Annotated in this window: 19 protein-coding genes and 1 pseudogene; 5 read left to right on the forward strand and 15 right to left on the reverse strand. The window is 46.3% G+C overall.

Features of this window, described 5'->3' with window-relative positions:
- Positions 1-15: 15 nt before the first annotated feature.
- Positions 16-1,038, reverse strand: a complete 1,023-nt coding sequence (gene hrcA, locus KNO76_RS10255) for a heat-inducible transcriptional repressor HrcA (RefSeq protein ID WP_214885235.1) — start codon at positions 1,036-1,038, stop codon at positions 16-18.
- Between the two features lie 192 nt (positions 1,039-1,230).
- Between hrcA and KNO76_RS10260 the strand changes: the two genes are divergently transcribed.
- Complete coding sequence (locus tag KNO76_RS10260; protein WP_026825649.1) at positions 1,231-1,836, forward strand: DUF1054 domain-containing protein; 606 nt, start codon at positions 1,231-1,233, stop codon at positions 1,834-1,836.
- Positions 1,837-1,887: 51 nt separating this feature from the next.
- Here KNO76_RS10260 and hemW read toward each other — a convergent pair whose 3' ends face one another.
- The 5 genes from hemW to lepA all read right to left on the reverse strand — a co-directional run bounded on the left by hemW (position 1,888) and on the right by lepA (position 8,450).
- Entirely contained in the window at positions 1,888-3,090 is a 1,203-nt protein-coding gene (gene hemW, locus KNO76_RS10265) for a radical SAM family heme chaperone HemW (protein ID WP_251127978.1), read from the reverse strand.
- A gap of 18 nt (positions 3,091-3,108) precedes the next feature.
- Positions 3,109-4,290, reverse strand: coding sequence for a DUF1015 domain-containing protein (locus tag KNO76_RS10270; RefSeq protein WP_214885236.1), 1,182 nt, complete (start codon positions 4,288-4,290; stop codon positions 3,109-3,111).
- A 10-nt stretch (positions 4,291-4,300) separates the two neighbouring features.
- The gene (locus KNO76_RS10275) at positions 4,301-5,464 is read right to left on the reverse strand and encodes a phosphoglycerate dehydrogenase (protein WP_026825646.1); all 1,164 of its coding nucleotides are present in this window, start codon (positions 5,462-5,464) and stop codon (positions 4,301-4,303) included.
- Positions 5,442-6,479, reverse strand: a complete 1,038-nt coding sequence (serC, locus tag KNO76_RS10280; protein WP_251127981.1) for a 3-phosphoserine/phosphohydroxythreonine transaminase — start codon at positions 6,477-6,479, stop codon at positions 5,442-5,444. The genes KNO76_RS10275 and serC overlap by 23 nt, the downstream gene beginning before the upstream one ends.
- A 147-nt stretch (positions 6,480-6,626) precedes the next feature.
- A complete protein-coding gene (gene lepA / locus KNO76_RS10285) occupies positions 6,627-8,450 on the reverse strand; it encodes a translation elongation factor 4 (RefSeq protein WP_214885242.1) in 1,824 nt (607 codons plus the stop codon).
- Positions 8,451-8,669: 219 nt separating this feature from the next.
- Between lepA and rpsT the strand changes: the two genes are divergently transcribed.
- On the forward strand, positions 8,670-8,930 hold the full coding sequence (rpsT, locus tag KNO76_RS10290; RefSeq protein ID WP_026825643.1) for a 30S ribosomal protein S20: 261 nt from the start codon (positions 8,670-8,672) through the stop codon (positions 8,928-8,930).
- Between the two features lie 27 nt (positions 8,931-8,957).
- On the opposite strand, the gene KNO76_RS10295 is transcribed toward rpsT, so the two are convergent.
- On the reverse strand, positions 8,958-9,395 hold the full coding sequence (locus KNO76_RS10295; protein WP_026825642.1) for a GNAT family N-acetyltransferase: 438 nt from the start codon (positions 9,393-9,395) through the stop codon (positions 8,958-8,960).
- A gap of 9 nt (positions 9,396-9,404) precedes the next feature.
- Positions 9,405-10,415 (reverse strand): DNA polymerase III subunit delta, encoded by a 1,011-nt coding sequence (gene holA / locus KNO76_RS10300; RefSeq protein ID WP_274357776.1) that lies wholly within the window; start codon positions 10,413-10,415, stop codon positions 9,405-9,407.
- A 90-nt stretch (positions 10,416-10,505) separates the two neighbouring features.
- Between holA and KNO76_RS10305 the strand changes: the two genes are divergently transcribed.
- Positions 10,506-10,670, forward strand: a complete 165-nt coding sequence (locus KNO76_RS10305; RefSeq protein WP_012726678.1) for a YqzM family protein — start codon at positions 10,506-10,508, stop codon at positions 10,668-10,670.
- A 61-nt stretch (positions 10,671-10,731) separates the two neighbouring features.
- Here the strand turns inward: KNO76_RS10305 and KNO76_RS10310 are convergent, their stop codons facing one another.
- From KNO76_RS10310 to KNO76_RS10340, 7 genes are all read right to left on the reverse strand, one after another.
- Positions 10,732-12,849: a DNA internalization-related competence protein ComEC/Rec2 gene (locus tag KNO76_RS10310; RefSeq protein ID WP_214885246.1), complete on the reverse strand. Its 2,118-nt coding sequence runs from the start codon at positions 12,847-12,849 to the stop codon at positions 10,732-10,734.
- Between the two features lies 1 nt (position 12,850).
- A complete protein-coding gene (locus tag KNO76_RS10315) occupies positions 12,851-13,426 on the reverse strand; it encodes a helix-hairpin-helix domain-containing protein (RefSeq protein WP_214699093.1) in 576 nt (191 codons plus the stop codon).
- A gap of 250 nt (positions 13,427-13,676) precedes the next feature.
- A complete protein-coding gene (locus KNO76_RS10320) occupies positions 13,677-15,320 on the reverse strand; it encodes a methyl-accepting chemotaxis protein (protein ID WP_214885248.1) in 1,644 nt (547 codons plus the stop codon).
- The gene (locus KNO76_RS10325; protein WP_214885250.1) at positions 15,320-16,288 is read right to left on the reverse strand and encodes a BMP family lipoprotein; all 969 of its coding nucleotides are present in this window, start codon (positions 16,286-16,288) and stop codon (positions 15,320-15,322) included. The genes KNO76_RS10320 and KNO76_RS10325 overlap by 1 nt, the downstream gene beginning before the upstream one ends.
- A gap of 121 nt (positions 16,289-16,409) precedes the next feature.
- Positions 16,410-17,939 (reverse strand): flotillin lipid rafts scaffold protein FloT, encoded by a 1,530-nt coding sequence (locus KNO76_RS10330; RefSeq protein WP_214885252.1) that lies wholly within the window; start codon positions 17,937-17,939, stop codon positions 16,410-16,412.
- A 3-nt stretch (positions 17,940-17,942) separates the two neighbouring features.
- Positions 17,943-18,464 carry an NfeD family protein gene (locus tag KNO76_RS10335; RefSeq protein WP_026825635.1) on the reverse strand — a complete coding sequence of 174 codons (522 nt, stop codon included), beginning with the start codon at positions 18,462-18,464 and terminating at the stop codon, positions 17,943-17,945.
- The gene (locus tag KNO76_RS10340; RefSeq protein ID WP_214885254.1) at positions 18,464-18,862 is read right to left on the reverse strand and encodes a hypothetical protein; all 399 of its coding nucleotides are present in this window, start codon (positions 18,860-18,862) and stop codon (positions 18,464-18,466) included. Before KNO76_RS10340 ends, KNO76_RS10335 begins: the two co-directional genes overlap by 1 nt.
- Positions 18,863-18,981: 119 nt before the next feature.
- Between KNO76_RS10340 and rnhC the strand changes: the two are divergent.
- Positions 18,982-19,897 (forward strand): annotated as a pseudogene (gene rnhC / locus KNO76_RS10345) (ribonuclease HIII).
- A 71-nt stretch (positions 19,898-19,968) separates the two neighbouring features.
- Positions 19,969-20,781 carry an alpha/beta fold hydrolase gene (locus KNO76_RS10350; RefSeq protein WP_214885256.1) on the forward strand — a complete coding sequence of 271 codons (813 nt, stop codon included), beginning with the start codon at positions 19,969-19,971 and terminating at the stop codon, positions 20,779-20,781.
- Positions 20,782-20,824: the final 43 nt, after the last annotated feature.

A 20,824-nucleotide genomic window follows, 5' to 3' on the forward strand; every position in this document is an offset into this window, starting at 1 on the left:
TAAAACTCCTTTCCGTCACTCATCTAGTTTCGTTCGTCGCAACGCTTCGATGATTTGCCCCATCATTTGGACCCCATGACGATAATCCATTCGAGTCGGACCGATCATAGCAATCGTTCCGAATGTTTTTCCGTCGAGTGTGTAATCCGAAGTGATGACACTGCAGTTCTGAAGGGCGACAATTCCATTCTCGCTCCCAATGCTCACATAAATCTCGCGATTTGGCAACGATTCGAGCCAGTGGGTCAGCCGTTCCTGCTCATCTATCCATTCCAGAAACGGTCGTAACGTGTCAATGGTTTGGAATTCAGGCTGGTTAAAGATATTCTTTTTGCCTCCGAAATAAAGCGAGGACGGCGTTTGAATACCGACGGTTGATTGAATCAGTTGCATCATATTTTCGTATTGTTGCCGCTGAGCGAGTTGCAATTTCGCAACTTCTTCCCCGATTCGGACTTTCAATTGTCCAATCGACGTTCCGACGAGACGATCATTTAATAATCGAATCGTTTCCTCGATGACTTCAGGAGCTACACGCGATTCAAATATGACCGTTCGATGTTCGACATGGCCTTGATCCGTGACAATGAGAACGACACCTCGTCGCTCATCTAATGGCATAAAGTCCACACGTGCCAACCTCTCCATTTGGCTATTTGGGCCGAGGGCGACCGTTGTGTAACTGGTCAAATCAGAAAGGAGGTCTGCAGCTTGGCGAATCAGAATCTCAGACTCTTTTGAAGATTGTTTTAAACGTTCTTCTAAACGACCAGTCTCTCGCTCGTCGATAATCCGCTTCTCAACAAGATGGTCCACATAATATCGATATCCGACTTCAGACGGGATACGACCTGCAGAAGTATGCGGTTTTTCAATCAACCCCATGTCTTCCAAATCGGCCATATCGTTCCGAATCGTCGCTGAGCTAAACGTTAAGTCGTCTCGTTTCGACAATGTACGTGAACCGACTGGTTGAGCCGTCTGAATGTAATCGTCAATAATTGCTCGAAGAATGAGCAATTGGCGATCTGTCAGCACAACATCACTCCTCTCTGATAAAAGTTACCTCGATTTATTAGCACTCATATTTAGCGAGTGCTAATCACACTTCAAATATTATCACGTTCTCACTATTTGTCAATTCATACACTCCGATTTTTTCACTTTTTTCTGGACTGCAAACCTGAAAAAGAAGAACCGTTTCGTTATGATAGAATATGAGGTGATAAAATGTTTACAACAAAACAATTTGAAGTATTTAAGCGTGAAGGACTCGATTCGAGGATGTCAGGAATTCGTTCTGATATTCAACCGCTTTTCCACAGGATTTATGACGAGGTCGGGCCAGAGCTTGAGGCGGATATCGGTATCCCTCTTTATTTGCATGTCGCAAAACATGCGCGCAGGACTGTGAATCCACCGAAAGATACATGGATGGCAATCTGCCATGACAAGCGCGGCTACAAGAAGCATCCTCACCTACAAGTCGGTCTCTTCGACGATCGTGTGTTCATCTGGCTCGCGTTTATCTATGAGATGCCGAATAAAAACGCGATTGCGAAGCGATTACAGCAGATTGATATTAAATCAACTTTCCCCGATTTCCACATCGCGGGAGACCATATGAAGAAAGAGGCGTTCCTCGTTGAAGATACGTCAAATGAAGACGTTCAAGCATTACTAGAACGATTCGGAAACGTCAAAAAGGCTGATTTCTTAATCGGGCGACAACTACCGGCCGATGCATCGATTCTTCAAAATGAGGATGCATTTCTTGCGTTGGTCGAAGATACGTTCGGTCGACTCACACCGCTCTATCGCGACCTTGTCTTATAATTCTACAATAAAATGGACAAGTTCCTCTTAAATAAGGGACTTGTCCATTTTTTATGAAGTGGCGTGATCGAGTTTCGCTTCCCCGATAAAGGCAGCGAATGCCTCATTGGCGAGCGGGAGACCAGACGCCGTCAAACGGATGTGTGAATCCGTACGCTCAATCAGTGCTTTATTCACTAAATCATCGATTACGTGACCAAACACATCATCGAGTGTTCGACCATATTTCTCGGCGAACGTCTGAAGCGAGACTCCAGAGTGCATGCGTAGTCCAAGGAATAATTCTTCTTCCATTTTTTCCACTTCTTCAAGCTCATTCACCCGCTTCACCGGGATTCCCTCTGCTTTAATATAGTGAGAGATCGGGGCAATATTGGCACGCCGCGTCCCGTTCAAGTAGCTGTGCGCGCCTGCCCCGAATCCGTAGTACTCTTCATTTCGCCAATAGACCTGGTTGTGACGGCTCTCCCGATCAGGCAGACTATAATTCGAAATCTCATACTGCTTGAGCCCATGACGCTCAAGCGTCTCCATCACCTTTAGATACATCTCTACTTCGACGTCTTCCCCCGGTAAACGGAGCTTGCCTTTTCGGTCTTGTATCGCAAACACGGTATGTGGCTCGAGAATCAAAGAATAAGAGGATACATGTTGAATCGGTAGTTGAAGGGCTAACGTCAAATCGTGGTCAATCTGCTCGAGTGTCTGTTCAGGTAAGCCGAACATGAGGTCAATCGAGATATTCTCAAAGCGTTTCGCCGCCTCGTTCACGGTTTCAAACACATCTTCCGCCCGATGTGTTCGACCGATTCGTTCTAGTCCACCATCATCGAATGTTTGCACCCCGAAGCTAAGCCGATTGACTCCCCCGGCTTTCATCGCATCAAGTTTTTCTGCGCTTACGAAATTCGGGTTCGCTTCCACCGAATATTCAAGGTCATCCGACGCGAGCGGTAGCAGGTGTCGACGGACCATGTCCATGAGCCGGACCATCTGCGCTTCGTTAAGTGCGGTCGGTGTCCCGCCTCCGATGAAAATCGTATCGATTCGCTCTGTCGGAAACGCTTCAAGTGTTAACATCATTTCTCGTTCTAATGCATCTAAATATTCCTCAACAGGTTGGTTTTTCAAAAACACCTTGTTGAAATCACAGTAATAACAAATATGTTCACAAAATGGAATGTGAAGATATACGGCTTTAGCCAATACGGCCACCCCTTTCTTCTCATTCCATTTATAACGCTTTTCGTTCATTCTTTCCAGCCTGCACCATCAATCGAATCGGTGAATGAACAGACCGCTCTTCAATTTCGGTTCGAACCAAGTCGATTTTGGAGGCATCTGTCCCCCGTCATCAGCCACACGCATCAGCTGAGACATCGTCGTTTCATGACACGTAAGGAGTAAGCGATCTGGTGACTTCACCAATTGCTCCAGCTCTGTTATCGATCGGTTCCCCCCAATGAAGTCGACTCTGGCATCAGTACGAATATCTGCGACGTTGAAATATGGAGTGAGGATATCACGCTGTAAGATTGCGACATCGAGAGCCGCATCCTCTTTTCGTTTCGTTATCCTGTAAAATTTCCCTCGATATGCAGCTCCAAATACTCCGTGTTCCTTTGGAAGGACAAGGCTAACCTCGGGCTTCACCTCGTAAGAAAATGACAGTCCTTCTAGCATATGCTCTACTTCTTCTGGGGCAATATGCGACAACAGTCGATGATAAGGCAAAATCATCAACTCATCGCTTGGAAACAGCACACCCAAGAAATGCGACCGCTCGTTTTTTTGCGCATCGTCTTTATTTATCCCCGCCACGACTGCCGCTGCTTTCGCACGATGATGTCCATCTGCAATATAGACGGACGGAATCGTCGCTCCAATCATCATGACTCGCGCAAGTTCGCGGTTCGGAATCATGAAGCCTTCGTGTTTTACACCACGTTCATCCGTAAATGAAAAGAGCGGGGGACCCTCTGTCGCACCATGTAAAATCTGTTTCAGGCTCGCATGAGAGGGATGGCTGAGTAAAATTGGTCCAGTGTGTGCTTTTGTCGTCTGGACATGCTCGATTCGTTCCCGCTCCTTCGTCTCACGGGTATGTTCATGAATCTTGATTCGACCCGCTTCGTAGTCCATCACTGAAAACGTGGCGACCAACCCGGTCTGTTGATGCTGCTCTGATGTCAGCCGATACACATAAAATCCGTTTGGGTGATCTGTTAATTCGTGTTCATACAAGCGTTCTAACTCTTCTCGTGCAAGTTTTCCCCATTCATCAAGTGGAAGGTCTGACTGGAGTGCTTCCGGCTTATCGACAGCTAAAAATGAGTCACGGTTTTTTGAAAGGATTGCTTGTGCCTCTTCCACCGATACGACATCATACGGGTCTGCGGCGACATTTTCTGGATGTTTTGGCATGTATGGGCTGAACGGTTTAAATACGACCATAGTTTCCTCCTTAAAATTCTCGGACGCGAATGACGCCCTTGATTTCGTACAGTGCGTGAATCGATAACGGTTCATGTTCGAAGTTGTCTAAATCGATTAACGTATATGCCATTTCCCCACGGCTGCGATTGACCATATTATCAATATTCACTCCGTGTGATGCGAGCTCACCTGTGATTTGACCGACCATATTCGGGACATTCCGGTGTAAAATTCCAAGGCGCCGTTTTCCAGTATACGGAAGTTCAACGTTCGGGAAATTGGCAGATGATCGAATGTTCCCTGTCTCAAGATACAATTTTAGCGTTTCGGCGGCTTGAATTGCACAGTTAACTTCTGATTCCCTTGTCGATGCGCCAAGATGAGGCAGTGCCATCACTTGCGGATGACCGATGAGCGCATGACGCGGGAAGTCGGTCACATACAATCCGACATGGTGATGAAACGCCTTTAGTAGATCATCATCTTTCACGAGCTCACCACGCGCAAAGTTTAAGACGGTCATGCCTGGTTTCATCCGTTCAAACCAACTTAAATCAATGCTGTACCGCGTCTCCTCTGTCAATGGCATATGAATCGATAACAAGTCGACCGCTCCGAGCACCTCACTCAAATGTTTGGCACGTGTTACATGTTTTGAGATATTCCAAGCGGCATCGACCGAGAGATGGGGATCGTATCCGATGACATCGACCCCAAGTTGGAGAAGATCGTTGGCAAGTGACGCACCGATAGCTCCGAGACCGATGATGCCTACTTTTTTCCCCCTCAACTCTGCTCCGAGGAACTGTCGCTTTTGTCGTTCCATCGCTTCCTCTAATTGAGATTGCGACTCTGATACTTGTTCGTTCACCCAAGTAAATCCCTTAAGAATGGGACGTACTGAGAGAACCATGCTAGCAAGGACGAGTTCCTTCACGGCATTCGCATTCGCTCCTGGTGTATGAAAAGCGACGATGCCTTGTTTTGCGAGTCGGTCGAGTGGAAGATTGTTCACACCTGCCCCGGCCCTTGCGATGGCAAGCAAGTGAGGTGGAATGGTTTCATCGTGTACATTATGACTTCTCAACACCCAGGCATCTGCTTGATCTGATGCGTTGATGACATACTCACTCGACCCAAAACGCTTCAGACCGGCAGCAGCGATTTGGTTAAATGTTTTGATGTGATACATACGTCTCCTCCTCAAAAGCTTTCATGACTTCGACAAGGCGATCTACACCTTCGATTGGCATCGCGTTATATAAACTCGCGCGCAGTCCACCGACGGAACGATGCCCCCCCAGTTCATGCAATCCACGTTCCCGTGCAAATTGCTCGAAACGCCGATCACTTTCACTGTCACTTGTCGTGAACGGGACGTTCGTCAACGAACGACGCTTCCCCGACACAAGAGAAGAAAACAGATTCGATTGCTCAAGGAACGTATAGAGCGTCTCACTTTTTTTACGGTTCAATCGTTCCATCGCTTCAACGCCTCCATAGTCCTCTATCCACTTCAACACACGTTCGGCCACATACATACTGAACGTCGACGGTGTATTAAATAACGTATCGACATGCGACGCATAATGAAGATAGCTTGGTAATTCAGCGGATTGAATCAAATCTCGACGTATAATAACGACCGTCAGTCCTGCAGGTCCGATATTCTTCTGGGCTCCGGCATATATGATGCCAAAACGTTCGACGTCGATCTGTTCGGCGAGAATATTGGATGACGCATCTGCGATGAGCGGGACGTTCGTTTCCGGAATGTCGGTGAACCGGGTTCCTTCAATCGTATTATTGAGTGTCACATGAAGATAATCCACCTCTTGAACCAGACTTTGGTCAAATGACATCTCACCTGTTTCGTCTATACGTGGATAGAGGAGATCGACCTGTCCGAAGAGTCGAGCATCTTTAATCGCTTTTTTGGACCAGATGCCTGTATCGACATAGGCAAATCGATTTCGCCTCCGCAAGTTCATCGGGATCATTGAAAACTGAAGGGTCGCCCCACCTTGAAGCCATAAGACCGCATAATTCTCAGGAATTTTCATGACTCTTCTGAGTCTCTCTTCAAGCGAGTCGACTATTTGTTGAAATGACTCGGAGCGATGACTCGTTTCAATAATCGAAATTCCTTCGTGCTCAAACGTCAGTAGATGTTGTTGCACCTCTTGCATCACTTCTTTTGGTAGCATGCTTGGGCCCGCGGAATATGTATACGTCGACACAGTGTTACCTCCTCTATAGACTGTCTAAGGGTGTAACCTTCCTTAACTGAAGTGCTATTTCCTGCCTAAAACAAAAAAACGCCCTGATCCGGAGATCAAGGCGACTGGCTATAATCATTCTTCGTCCATGGAAAGTACAGACATGAACGCTTCTTGTGGGACTTCGACCGACCCGACCATCTTCATGCGTTTCTTACCTTCTTTTTGCTTCTCGAGGAGTTTCCGCTTACGCGAGATATCTCCTCCGTAACATTTAGCCAAAACGTTTTTACGAAGGGCTTTAATCGTAGAACGGGCCACGATTTTTGTACCGACGGCAGCTTGAACCGGAACTTCGAACTGCATCCGAGGGATAAGTGCCTTGAGCTTCTCAACGATGACCTTCCCGCGCTCGTAAGCGAAGTCGCGGTGAACGATGAAGCTGAGGGCATCGACAACTTCGTTATTGAGCAAGATGTCCATCTTCACGAGACGCGATTGACGATAGCCGATCAATTCATAATCGAGAGACGCATAGCCTTTCGTGCTAGATTTCAACTGATCGAAGAAGTCATAAACGATTTCACTAAGTGGAATCTCATAAGTGATTTTAACACGTGTCGTATCGATGTATTGCATATCGATGAACGTCCCGCGTTTCTTCTGACAAAGCTCCATGATGGCACCAACATAGTCATTCGGTGTCATGACCGCTGCCTTGACGTATGGTTCTTCAATCGATTCAACTTTCTGTTGTTCCGGCATTTTTGATGGGTTATCGACATGGATGACTTCGCCTGAAGTCGTCGTCACGTGATAGATAACCGATGGTGCCGTCGTAATCAAGTCAATTCCAAATTCACGTTCAATCCGTTCCTGAATGATTTCCATGTGGAGCATTCCGAGGAACCCACAACGGAAACCGAATCCGAGCGCTTGTGACGTCTCAGGCTCAAACTCGAGGGCCGCATCGGAAAGTTGAAGCTTTTCGAGCGCCTCACGTAGGTCGTTGTAGTTGGCTGCATCAATCGGATACAATCCGCAGTACACCATCGGATTCATCTTACGGTAACCAGGAAGTTGTTCGATTGACGGGTTCTTCGCCAATGTAATCGTATCTCCGACCCGAACATCCCCGACCGTTTTGATGGATGCAGAGAGCGTACCAACATCACCGACATTCAATTCTTTGACCGAGACCGGCTTAGGCGTCGACACACCGAGGTCAGTCACTTCGAACGTTTTCCCTGTCGCCATCATTTGAACTTTATCTCCTACTTTGACTGAGCCGTTGACGATTCGAATCGAAGCGACAACACCACGGTAGGCATCATAGTATGAGTCGAAGATCAATGCTTGTAAAGGTTCTGACGGGTCACCCGTTGGAGGTGGAACAAGTTCGACGATTTGTTCAAGGATTTCTTCGATTCCGATTCCTGCTTTTGCAGAAGCCGGGACGGCATCACTCGCGTCAAGTCCGATAACATCTTCAATTTCTTGACGAACGCGCTCCACATCCGCTGATGGCAAGTCGATTTTATTGATGACCGGAATGATTTCAAGGTCGTTATCGAGTGCTAGGTAAACGTTCGCAAGTGTTTGTGCTTCAATACCTTGTGCAGCATCGACGACGAGAATCGCACCTTCACATGCCGCAAGCGAACGTGACACTTCATACGTGAAGTCGACGTGTCCTGGCGTGTCAATCAAATGAAGGATATACTCTTCTCCATCTTTTGCGGTATAGTTCAATTTGACGGCGTTCAGTTTAATCGTAATACCTCGCTCGCGCTCTAAATCCATTGCGTCGAGTGTCTGCTCTTTCATCTCACGAGCTGTGAGTGCACCAGTTTTCTCAAGAATACGGTCAGCGAGTGTCGACTTTCCATGATCGATGTGCGCGATGATGGAAAAGTTACGAATCTTCTTCTGACGATTCTCTAATTCTTGTTTGTTCATATATGGGTTCACCTATCCTTCTCATACATACCGTGTCATTATATCAAAATCCTAAAGTAATGTGTACGACCTACTACAACAATACCACAGATAGTTTTCAGAATAATCATCAAGTGGTTGCTTTTCATATAACCGTTTGCTACAATTGTGCTTGTTCTGTTGAATGATTACTTGAAGTAATAAGAACATACACTTTCTTGTTTCAGGAGGTGACAAACAATGGCAAACATCAAATCAGCAATCAAACGTGCAAAAACTTCTGAAAAGCGTCGTGTTGCAAACTCACATGAGAAAGCGGCAATGCGTACAGCAGTAAAACGTGTTGATGCTCTCGTACTCGAAGGAAACAAAGAAGCTGCTCAAGAAGCTTTCGTCCTCGCTACGAAGAAGCTCGACAAGGCTGCATCAAAAGGCCTTATCCACAAAAACAAAGCAGGTCGTGATAAATCACGCCTCGCAGCTCGTATCGCTGCTCTCTAATTAGAGACCACACGAAACAGCCGCCTCCTATCCGGAGCCGGCTGTTTTTTTGTACACCATGACGTAATGTGTACCGATTCCAGGGATGTCGAACGCCTCTCCGATTCGCACAAGACCGTTCCGCTCATAGAAACGAACGGCCACTTCACGGGCGTTACACCACCATGAGTCATCTAACTCTTCATGCAAAGCGTGTAAAAAACGAGAGCCAATGCCTTGCCCTGCCAGACACGGATCTGTCGCCATTCCGCGAAGCTGGAGCGGCACCGATTCGCCATCAATTTGTCTCGGTGACGTCATGACAGTCGCAACAGACTGTACATGCCCTTCGACCACCCAAGCAAAATGTCGAGTCGTCGAAGCTTCATCCCCTTCAAAATAACAAGCCTCAATCCCTTTACCTGGTCTGAGCACAACATGCCGAAGCGGAATCACATCCTCAATGGCTACTTGTTTGAATCCCATCTTCTCACCTCACAATAAAGCCAACTGACAGACAAGCGTATCGAACACGATTTGCTTGTCGCCGCGACCCGTCTTCATCGCTTCGTCCGCATCTGCGATCAAGGTCAAGGCTTGGGCGAGTTGCGCTTCAGAAAAGCCGCGGCTCGCTTGTGTCGCCAGTTTGATGGTGTACGGGTGAGCACCGATTTTTGATGCGATCTGTTTCTCTCCGTACCCCGCTTCCGTCAACTGCTTCGCCAAGTACATGTTTCGATATTGTCTTGCCAACAAACCGAGAAGTCCAATCAACTCTTGCCCTTGCTTCTCTAAGTCACGTACTAACCGAAGTGCTGCATCGGCACGACGTTTGACGAGAAGCTCCGATAACTGAAACACGTTATCCTCTAGCGTTCTTGGCACCAAATCATTCACGATATCAATCGGAATCATGGCTCCTGGCCCTGCATACAATTGTAGCTTCTCTAATTCTCGGACTAATTTTCCCCAGTCATCCTGACATAAAAATAAAAGTCGCTCCATTGTCGCGCGCTCCATTTTTTGTTGTTCACGACTCAAAGCATCGTTCACGTATCGCATCAATTCAGCTTGGCTCGGCTTTTTCGCTTCTAATACGATGGCACGTTCTTTCAGACGCTTCACGATTTTCTTCCGTTCATCGAGTTTTTCCGACTCGATGATCAAGACAAGAACTGAGTAGGTCGCCGGTTGCACAACATATTCCGCCAGCCGATCAACATTTTGCTTTTGCTTCTCTTTCGTACCCGTCAAGAACTGGGCATTTTTCACGATAACCGTGCGATATTCACTAAAGAAAGGGACCGTCTCCGCTTCATCAAGTGCCGTATCGAGTGACGTCTCTTGAAGATCTAATTGCATGACATCAAATTGATCACCGGATGGGTTGGCTGCCTTCACGATTTCACGTTCCCACGTCTCTAACAAATATTTTTCGGTGCCATGAAGAACATAGACGCTCGCCAGTTTTCCATTATGTAACCACGGTTCATTCAAAACACACACCACTTTCACAATTTATTCTCATCTAAACATAGATTATCTTCCCATGATTCGCTATACTTATAAAGGAAGTATGATAAGGAGGGACCTAATATGCAAATTAACTCAGTTCGCCCACCGAGTGAAAACCCGTTTGAAAATGACGTTCAATGCAAACGTAACGACGCCATCGACTCTGCGATCGGCTTCATCGTCCCGTTCGGCTTTTTCTTTACGATTTTCTTTATCGGTGTCATCATCAAATTCTTAAGCCTATAAGTTTTCAAACGATTGCCCCGGGGGAGCAATCGTTTTTTAGTGTATCACATTTAATCACATGCTACTCGATGATCCCACGACACATCTTTTTTTCACAGACGATCATCCCATTTGTGTCAGTTCGTAATAAACGTCGTCCCGCGAGCCTTTGTAACGTCTCCTCATGTGGATGGCCATAGCGATTGTTTGCTCCGACGCTCGCGATTACCCATTCCGGATTGGTGCGTGCAAGCAACGCTTCGCCTGAAGACGTGTTCGACCCATGATGCCCTAACTTAAATACATCGACGTCGAGTTTCGGTAGTGCTTCCTCTTCCTCTATCGGCAAATCACCTGTCAATAGATATTTCATGCCCCCTACGTTCATATAAAGGCTGATCGAATGACTGTTTTCGTCTTCATGAGGTTTATCCGGTGCAACAATCCACATCCAAGACATTGGTCGATCTCCTGCCTCGAGATAGCGGATGGACGATCCGTAGCTTGCCGCTAACCGAAGAATCTCTTCACGTTTCTCTGCATTCACCACTTCTTTCGATAACCATATTTCCTTAACATGAACGAACTTTAATAACCCTTCTAAACCACCGATGTGGTCATGGTCTGCATGGGTAAGCATGACGAAATCGAGTGACCGCTCCCCCCGCTTCCATATATAAGGAGCTACAACGTCTGCACCTGGGTCATATACCGTTCGCTTTTGCTCATTCGGGTCTTGGAATACTCCACCGACATCAATTACACCGATTGTTTCCCCTGATTCTACAACAATCGCATCGCCTTGACCGACATCTAAAAGTGTCACCCGTGGAGACTCTGACCAGTCGGACCATCCAGCGACTAATCCACACGTCACAATCGCCACTATCCATCCAATGCACCGTTTTTGTTCGATGATAATGAAGCTTATCCATATCCCAACCCATAAAACGACTTGGTACGGGAATGTGAGTTCGTGCAACGGCGTCCACAGTCGACCAGTATTGTGGATTGAGAAAATCCCGTTTATCGCATCCAAAACACTCATGAACAAAGGGGCGGTCTTCGGAACCAACCAGCTGACGAGAGCCAGAGGTATCATCACCCATGATATACAAAAAGCCATCACAATATTTAATAACGGTGCAACGATAGATAAAATCGGTTGAACTTGCCAGAGGACCAATAAACCAAACAACTGCGCGAATACAGACAATTCCAACAACCCAGTCCAGATTTTTCTCGTGACTAATAAGAAAAAAGTCATGCCTACCGTTAATTGAAACCCTAAGTTTGAGAGAAGGTGTGGTTGAAAGGCAAGCATGGCGGTCGCGCACCAACTTAGCAGGCGAATCGGGTCCCTTACCGATACACCAAGTAGAGAAAGGATTAGCAACACATCTGCCACGAGGACAGCTCGTGCGACCGGTGGTGAGAAGCCTGTCAGCCATCCGAACGCCGTAATCGTCAATAGAATCAACATCGTCTTCGTCTCTCGTCGAATCGGGATTGGTCGAAACATTGTTTGAAGGGCAACAATCAGCAGGGCAATGTGTGAACCTGAAATGACGAGAAGATGCAGGAGACCCGTCACTCGATATGAAAAAGAGGTTTGTTCATCAAGCATCCGACTCTCACCGAACAATAAGGCCTCTATGTATAGCGCGACATCACCGCGATATTGTTGTTCAATCTGTTGGAGACGTCTTTCTTTCCACCTCAGCATCCAACCGTCCATCCCTGCTGTCGGACGGCACTCGTCGATTCGCTTGATCTTTCCTTTAAAGGATAAGTTCGCGCTTGCCGCCCATTTCTGTTCGTCAAATCCTCCGATGTTCCGTAGCGGCTGAAACGGTTCGTGTTCAATTTCTACGAGACAAGTCTCACCAGGTCTACCAATAGAGAGATCTCTCCCCCGCAACACACCTTGATGAGTTGCCACGTTCCCATATAATCGGGTCGTTTTCCCGTTCTCTTTACGACTTTCAATCGAAAACACCACTTTGTCTGTCGGTGTCCATTCCGCTGTATCGGCGTGCAACCATGCAATCAGGACGAAGAGAATAACACCGAGTTTCGCGTACAGATGTTGTCCGCCTCGTGACGCAACGTATAACACACCGGAGACGATTGTGACGATGTAGACTCCTTCAGTCACTCCGATCACCATCAATACCGCAAATAGTGGAAATAACGGCATCTCATGGTACCAATAAGTAAGGTTTCATACTTTCTAATGTCTTCTCTCCAAATCCTTTCACATTACCTAAGTCCTCGTATGATTTAAATGGACCATTCTCTTTCAGGTGGTTCAGAATCGCGTCTGCTTTAGCAGGACCAATTCCAGGGACCGACATTAACTCGTCTTTCGTGGCACTATTCACGTGTACCCCATTTGGTTCCAGCTCTGTGCTTGGTACCTCTTGCGCAACAGGGGCATCCCCTTTTTTCGGTACGATGATTTTCACCCCGTCCACGAGTAGTTGCGCCAAGTTTAACTGTTCCGGGTCAGCTTCATCTGTTAATACTGCCAATGAGAGAACATCCCCGACTCTTGCGCCTTCTGGCACGGTATAGACGTTCGGAGACTCGACCGCGCCTGTGACATAGACGACGATTTCTAATCGCTCTACTGTCTCAGACGGAACCACTTCTTCTGATTCTACAACGAATTCATCGACGACACGTTCTTCTGATTCTTTATTATAAAATAAATAACCAACACCTAAAAACAGGACGACGACAACACCGATGATGACCTGCTTCCACTTTTCCAAGACGATTCTCCCCCTGTTTCGACTATTGAATCTAGTATGCCGAATCCAGAGTGACTACACTTTTCCCGTTCTCGATATTAATCTATTCTCAACAAAGTCGTTTGACTGCCTGCTATGTACCCGACCTTCATACAATCTGAAAGATAATCATCCATTTTTTTAGGACAACAAATTAAGGATCCCGAAACATTCGAAACAACAAAAAACCGAAAACCAATGAGTGGTCTTCGGTCCTTCTGCATACGGATGATTATTCTTCTTCGAAATGCTGAACCTGGTCAGCGAGTGCTGCTGCTTGTCCTTCTAACTCTTGCATTAACGTAAAGATTTGATCGAAGCTCGCTTGTTGCTCTTTCATCGAGGCTGCCACTTCTTCGTTACCAGCCGCCAATTCTTCCGTCACGCCAGATACTTCTTCGACACGACGTAAGACATTGTTTACTTCGTTACTTGATGTGAGCATCTCTTGTTCAATCGTACGGACAAATGAAGCGACATGATCTGTACGTTCATGGATGCGATTGAACGCTTCTTTCGTCAATCCAAACGCTTCGAGTTGCGCTTCCTGCTCACGCTTCGACTCATTCACCGTCTCTGTCAAACGAACAACTTCTTGTTGGATTGTCTCAACGACATGGAAAATCGAACGGGTCGCCTTATTACTCTCTTCCGCCAACTTCTTCACTTCACTTGCTACAACAGCAAACCCTCGTCCCGCTTCACCTGCACGGGCCGCTTCAATTGCCGCGTTGAGGGCAAGTAAGTTCGTCTGAGCCGCGACATCTTCGACAAGCTTCGCCATCGCTTCAATCTCTGCTGTTTGTCTTGCAAAGTGATCCATACGCGTGACAAGCACTTCATTTCGTTCACTTGAACGGTCTAAGATCTGTTCTTGATCGGTTAATGTTTCAATCCCCGTCGCTACTTCACGTGTCATTTCTGACGTTTCTTCTGTCGTCTGTTTCGTTTGATTCAAACTCGTCTCAAACGAAGTCGCCATCGTGTGAACTGAACTGAGCGTTTCCTGCAATTCATTGGCGATGGATTGCGCACCGTGTGCCATTTCATCAACCGCGTTTGTAATGTTCGAGGTCGTACTGACGACCGCTTCATTTTCAGAAGCTGCTGTTTCTGTCATGCCATTCACTTTCATAGACGTGACACGAATTGAGCCGATTACCGTTTGAAGTGACGCCGTCATGTCGCGCATCGCACGCTCTAGACGTCCAATTTCATCATTGCGAGTAGACTCCGGCAACGTGACGAGACGTCCCGCTGCGATGGCTTCCGCCATTTTCACATTACGCTTGAGCGGTCGAGTGATCGAACGAGCAAAGAAGAAGTTGTAAATCCCGAGCGTTAAGATGACAAGGATTGTCAGGAGAACAGAAATCAACAATAGACGTTCAGTCTCATCTGCTGCTTCAACTTGAAGTGCTTCATAAAATGAACCGTTCTTCGCGATCAACGTATTCACATCATTTAATAAGCCTTCCAATTTTGCTGCCTGAATTCGGGCAGCAATGCCCCCTTCAAAGGCAGATTCGACATCTTCGTTCACTTTCTCATACTTCATGGTTGCACGGTCTAAATGATTCGAAAATGCCGGAATCAAGTAAGATTGTTTCAAGTTTTCAAACGTCTCCGCGTTCGTCACACGGATGCGTTCAAGTTGTGTAAGTGTAGATTGATTCGATTGCTCGCCGAGTGACGTCCAGAGCGACTGTTCCTGTAAGAGCGACGTCTCTAGCTGGGACAATTCAATCATTTGACTTCCATACTGTTCATTGTAAGTCTGTAAACGGTTCAAGGTCGACAAGACATAAGTCATCATAAGTATGATCAAGACGACAGTGAACACGGTTGAGAAGATAAATCGTTTACGCAAACTCATTACAGTGTCCCCTCCTTCAACTGACGTTCTACCGATTCATACTCGGATGCTTCTTTCTCATCCCACTGAATGCGGCGAAGTGGGGCTAAACCGACGCCGCCTTCTTCAATCCCAAGAATGATATGGTCATTAAATGGTTCTTCGGTAACACGACCAGCGATTTCTACAATCGCCAAATCGATTTGCTTTAACATCGAAGTGACGACCGCATCGGGGGCAATCATGGATTGGTCACTATCAACCCCGATTGCTTTAACCCCATATTTTTCAGCTGTCTCGAGTACGCCAACACCTGTCAGCCCGGCCGCAGCATAGAGCACGTCTGCTCCTTCTTCAATCTGTTTTTCGGCAAGTTCACGACCGAGTTCTGGTGAAGCAAAATCATTTGAGAAATTAACGAGTATCTCAACGTCCTCATTCACAGATTTCGCCCCACGTTCAAATCCTGCTTCAAATTTCTGAATGAGTTCAATATCCATCCCACCGATAAAACCAATTGTCTCAGACTCTGTCTCAAGACCAGCAACTGCGCCGGCAAGCGTACTGCCTTCACCTTCTTCAAATGTGATGTTCAAGACGTTCGAAAGTGCTGACACACCATCGATGAGAGCAAATTGTTGATTTGGATGCTCTGCCGCTACCGTTTCTAGCTCTTCCTGACAAGCAAAGCCAAGACCGACAATCACATCATGTCCTTCTTTTACCAGCTCTTCGAACCCGACTTGATACGTCTCTGTCTCTGATAATTCACGATAATCAACGAACCAACCGCCCGTTTCACGTAACTCGCCCATACCACGCATCGCAGCATCACTGAATGATTGGTCCCCGAGACCCACATCAGATAAGACGACACCCATCGACTGACGTTCCTCTACAGTGGCATTCGGATCGTCAATTACCGACTGACAGCCGGATAACCAGAGTGCACTCGCCATGATCGTACTAAACATTATGTTTTTCTTCATGTATTCAATTCTCCCTCTCTATTGGTCTGACAACTCTTATATCGACCGAGAGAGCTTTGTTCTCCATATTTTTTTTAAAAAGTTGTGGGAATAAAAATGAGCCATAGACATTGTCCATGGCTCATGTTGTTTGTTCTTCTGATGCAGCGACTGTTGAATCGACTAACCCTTGCTCAGATACTGGTGTCTTCGCAACGTTCCCTTTTCCGGCAAAGTTTTCGAGCAAGTCTTTCATATCGATGCCCGATGATGCTTTTAATGTTTGTTGCAGCGATGCCATAAGATCAGTAGCATATCCTGTCACTTTCCCAGCACCACCATTCTGACCACCGCCTGTATCGACGACTGTGATTTGATCGATGTTACCAAGTGGCGCAGCAATCTCCTTCGCATAGTCAGGAAGCATCTTGACGACCATATCGAGGATTGCAGCTTGTCCGTATTGAGAGAAGGCTTCGGCAATTTTCTCTTTCGCTTCCGCTTCAGCAAGACCGGTCAAGCGAATAATTTCAGCTTCCGCTTCACCTTTCGCACGTTCCGAATCGGCTTCAGCAAGACCAGCCAACCGAACACGTTCAGCGTCCGCTTTCGCTTGGGCTTCAATGCGATATTTTTCTGCATCGGCGCCTGCAATTTGACGCGCTTTATCCGCAGCTGCTGATTGTTCGATCGAGTAACGGTCCGCATCGGCTTTTTTCTTCACTTCTGAATCGTATTGCTTCTCACGACGCATAATTTCCTTCTCTTCGAGCTCGATTTGTTTTTGACGCTCGATGATTTGAACTTGCATCTGTTGTTCAGTAACTTCTTGTTTCGCACGTGCTTCTTCAAGCTCATACGCCTGGTCGGCCCGAGCTTTGGCGACGTCTTGTTCACGACGGTAAGCCGCAATCCGGAGCTGGTTTTCTTTTTCTGCCTCAGCAATTTCAGACGCGCGCTCGAGCTCTGCCTTCTTCGCATCTTTCATGGCTTCCGCCTGTTTGATACGCGTCTCTTTGTCCGCTTCCGCTGTCGCGATATCGGCATCACGCTTTACTTGTGCAATACGAGGCTTTCCGAGTGATTCTAAATAACCGTTCTTATCTCGAACATCTTTGATGGTAAACGATACGATGATTAATCCCATCTTCGCCAAATCTTGTGATGCAACGCGTTGCACTTCTTGAGAGAACTTGTCACGATTTTTATAAATCTCTTCGACCGTCATTGACCCTAAAATCGAACGTAAATGTCCTTCAAGTACTTCTCGTGCTTCGTTCTCACGTTCAATTTTAGGTTTACCGAGGAACTGTTCAGCCGCTGTCGCAATTTCACTGATTGAACCGCCGATTTTAATGATGGCTGTCCCATCCGCCATGACCGGTACACCTTGTTCTGTGTATACTTCAGGTGTCGTGACTTCTAATTTGCTCGAGAGCAAGCTGAGTGGTTCTGCTTGTTGGAATACCGGAAGGACGAACGTACCGCCACCTCGAATAATTTTGACACGATTTCCGGATGCGTCACTATGTACATTTTTTTTGCCTAAATAACTACCTGTTACAATCAAAGCTTCATCAGGTCCGACTGTGCGATATTTCAATACGAATACAAACACGAGTGCGAGGATGATGACCCCGACGATGATGCTGACTAAAATAGCCGTATTCATGTGTTATTTCTCCTCTCGAATCGTAGGTTCGTCATATATCATGACGATTGCAATATTGCCTTTCACTTCAATGATGACTACTCGATGATCAGTCGAAATCGTTGTCCCGTCCATACTTTGGGCTGTCTTCAAAAGAGATCCGGTCACCGTCTCAATCATGACTTCGCCGTATCCCCCTTCAGGAATAGGGACAGTCAGTCGACCGACTCGTCCAATTAATGCCTCATCCGTCAAACCGATTGATTCTTCAGCATTTGATAGTGGTAACAGGACAAACAAGTAAAGCAGCGTTGTCAATGCGAAAGATCCAACTAACGCGACAGCGAGTCCAATCATCGGAGAGACATGCGCCAAAGCATTTAAAATAAGTCCGATTCCTGCTCCAAGCGCCAAGAAAGATAAGATAACCGCAGGGTTAAACCATCCCTCAAACATATCGAACGCATCGGAGAACAACATGTAAATAAAGGTTCCAAAACCAGCGATGATCAACACCCACCAATACAGTTGATCGATTGCTTCCATTACCACTCCTCCTGTCGACGTCTTCGTTCCATCATCAACACACGCCGAAGTTGTTCGACTTCTAGTGCGAGCTTATCTTCAATCGCATCCCATTCTGAAAGCGGTGACGTGGATAAGTCGTTCGCTTCCCGAGCCCGACCGATGGACAGTTCAATACGTCGTCGATTGTAAAGGTCGACAAGTTCTTGACGTTCAAGTCGCATCATGTTTAAAAAATATTCAACTTCTTTTTGAACTTGAATAACTTGTTCCGTCACGTCCTCAGAAGAATCTTGCATCAGTAGCCGACGCACTCTCACTTGATGAGCCACTAATTTAGCAATCCTCGCCTCGAGTTCGAGAATGTGCTTGTATAATTCCTCTACCTCATCTTGATGCGTGTCATCGCGCCACCACACGTCCACCTCACCTCACTTTTCTCTAATCACTTTCATATACGTTAAAACTTCATCTTCGGTTTCAAAAAAACATAAAAAAATGTAAAATGAATTTGCCAGGAAGAAAGGAAGTGCTCATTTTGGGCAACCAAGTGATTAAACTATCAACCGCATCACAAGAAAAATTAAAAAATTTGTATCATAAGTATGCTGTCACGCCACCACCATATGCGACATTCAGTGCAAAGACACCCGGATTTGTCGTGACGATTTACCAATCGGGTAAAGTGATGTTCCAAGGAAAAGATGCTGAGACCGAGGCAGTCAAATGGGGGACGCCAGACAAGAAAAAAAAAAGCATCCGCACCAAACACGATATTGCCTGAAGGATTTTCAGATTGGTCAGTCATCGGAAGCGATGAAGTCGGAAAAGGAGATTATTTCGGACCGCTCGTCGTCGTGTCAGCATTTGTCTCACGCGATCAAATCGCTCTCGTCAAAGAACTCGGTGTCAAAGACTCGAAACAGTTATCTGACCCGGAAATTGTCCGCATCGCTAGAGATTTGCACGCCACGATTCCTTATCAGAAAGCTACGCTTCATAATTCAACCTACAACAAGATGCAACGGACAATGACGCAAGGGAAGATAACCGCAATTGCCCATAATGCTGCGCTTCATACATTGATTGAAAAACTCGAACAAAAACCCGATGCCATTTTAATCGACCAGTTTGCTGAAAAGCCGGTTTACTATCAACACCTGCGATCAGAACACGATGTCGTTCGCGATGATGTTTACTTTTCAACGAAAGCTGAAGGTCTTCACGTATCGGTCGCAGCCGCTTCAATTTTAGCTCGTGCATTCTTCTTAAAAGAGATGGACAAGTTAAGTCAACAAGTCGGTGTCACTCTCCCAAAAGGAGCAGGCGCCAAAGTCGATCAAGTGGCCGCAAAAATCATCCATCATCATGGTCAAGACTATTTACAAAAGATTGCCAAAGTCCATTTTGCAAATACAAAAAAAGCAATCAACTTGAACGAACGTCGCTTGTAGAGGTACAGCGTCAAATATGATATACTCATTTTACGGTTAAATGAACTTAAAATTTTTGGAGGATAGCGTTCATGTTGCATTATAAAACCTATACGATCAGTGATGACCATCCTTGGGTCATCTTCATACACGGCGCCGGTGGAAGTTTGTCACATTGGTATCGTCAACTTCGCCCATTCCGTAAAAAATATAATGTGTTACTCGTCGATTTGCGTGGTCATGGTGGTTCTTATGATGAGGAACAATCGCTTAATCAACCCTTGAACGCCTATACATTTGATGTCGTTGCAAAAGATGTAATCGAAGTCATGGACCACTTAGATATCGAGAAAGGTCACATGGTCGGTCTCTCTTTAGGGACGATTGTGATTCAAGCGATGTTCGAACATTATCCGCATCGCATCGCATCAGTCATCCTCGGAGGAGCGATCGTCAAATTCAATGTCCGCTCCACGATGCTCATCCGTCTCGGCAGTCTCGTCCAAAATTTCGTCCCTTATATGTGGTTATACAAGTTATTTGCGTGGATTTTACTTCCTAAAAAACGTCATAAAAAATCACGGATGATGTTCGTTCGCGACGCAGCGAATTTGTGTCAGCGTGAATTTATCCGTTGGTTCAAGATGACGGAAAATATCAACCCATTATTGAATCAGTTCACATCGATACAAACGAACGTACCGATTCTGTATATAATGGGGGACGAAGACTATATGTTCCTCGAAGCTGTCGAACGAACGGCAAAACATCAGCCTACGGCAAATGTTGAGATTGTCACAGATTCTGGACATGTCGTAAACGTAGATCAGCCCGATCAATTCAATACATTGTCGATGAACTTTATCGATGATCAGATTCAAGCACTCTCGTTAAAAATGAGCTAATATGGACGAAGTTCGGTAACCTCGCACTCGAAATCCAATAAAA

It is taken from the genome of Exiguobacterium sp. s101 (genome assembly GCF_018617835.1).
Classification (GTDB): Bacteria; Bacillota; Bacilli; order Exiguobacteriales; family Exiguobacteriaceae; genus Exiguobacterium; species Exiguobacterium marinum.

Excerpts from the sequence above, each read along its gene's own strand:
- KNO76_RS10260 (WP_026825649.1), top strand. The coding sequence starts at position 1,231 with ATGTTTACAACAAAACAATTTGAAGTATTTAAGCGTGAAGGACTCGAT.
- hemW (WP_251127978.1), bottom strand. The coding sequence starts at position 3,090 with ATGAACGAAAAGCGTTATAAATGGAATGAGAAGAAAGGGGTGGCCGTA.
- KNO76_RS10270 (WP_214885236.1), bottom strand. The coding sequence starts at position 4,290 with ATGGTCGTATTTAAACCGTTCAGCCCATACATGCCAAAACATCCAGAA.
- KNO76_RS10275 (WP_026825646.1), bottom strand. The coding sequence starts at position 5,464 with ATGTATCACATCAAAACATTTAACCAAATCGCTGCTGCCGGTCTGAAG.
- serC (WP_251127981.1), bottom strand. The coding sequence starts at position 6,479 with ATGCTACCAAAAGAAGTGATGCAAGAGGTGCAACAACATCTACTGACG.
- lepA (WP_214885242.1), bottom strand. The coding sequence starts at position 8,450 with ATGAACAAACAAGAATTAGAGAATCGTCAGAAGAAGATTCGTAACTTT.
- rpsT (WP_026825643.1), top strand. The coding sequence starts at position 8,670 with ATGGCAAACATCAAATCAGCAATCAAACGTGCAAAAACTTCTGAAAAG.
- KNO76_RS10295 (WP_026825642.1), bottom strand. The coding sequence starts at position 9,395 with ATGGGATTCAAACAAGTAGCCATTGAGGATGTGATTCCGCTTCGGCAT.
- KNO76_RS10305 (WP_012726678.1), top strand. The coding sequence starts at position 10,506 with ATGCAAATTAACTCAGTTCGCCCACCGAGTGAAAACCCGTTTGAAAAT.
- KNO76_RS10310 (WP_214885246.1), bottom strand. The coding sequence starts at position 12,849 with ATGCCGTTATTTCCACTATTTGCGGTATTGATGGTGATCGGAGTGACT.
- KNO76_RS10320 (WP_214885248.1), bottom strand. The coding sequence starts at position 15,320 with ATGAGTTTGCGTAAACGATTTATCTTCTCAACCGTGTTCACTGTCGTC.
- KNO76_RS10325 (WP_214885250.1), bottom strand. The coding sequence starts at position 16,288 with ATGAAGAAAAACATAATGTTTAGTACGATCATGGCGAGTGCACTCTGG.
- KNO76_RS10330 (WP_214885252.1), bottom strand. The coding sequence starts at position 17,939 with ATGAATACGGCTATTTTAGTCAGCATCATCGTCGGGGTCATCATCCTC.
- KNO76_RS10335 (WP_026825635.1), bottom strand. The coding sequence starts at position 18,464 with ATGGAAGCAATCGATCAACTGTATTGGTGGGTGTTGATCATCGCTGGT.
- KNO76_RS10350 (WP_214885256.1), top strand. The coding sequence starts at position 19,969 with ATGTTGCATTATAAAACCTATACGATCAGTGATGACCATCCTTGGGTC.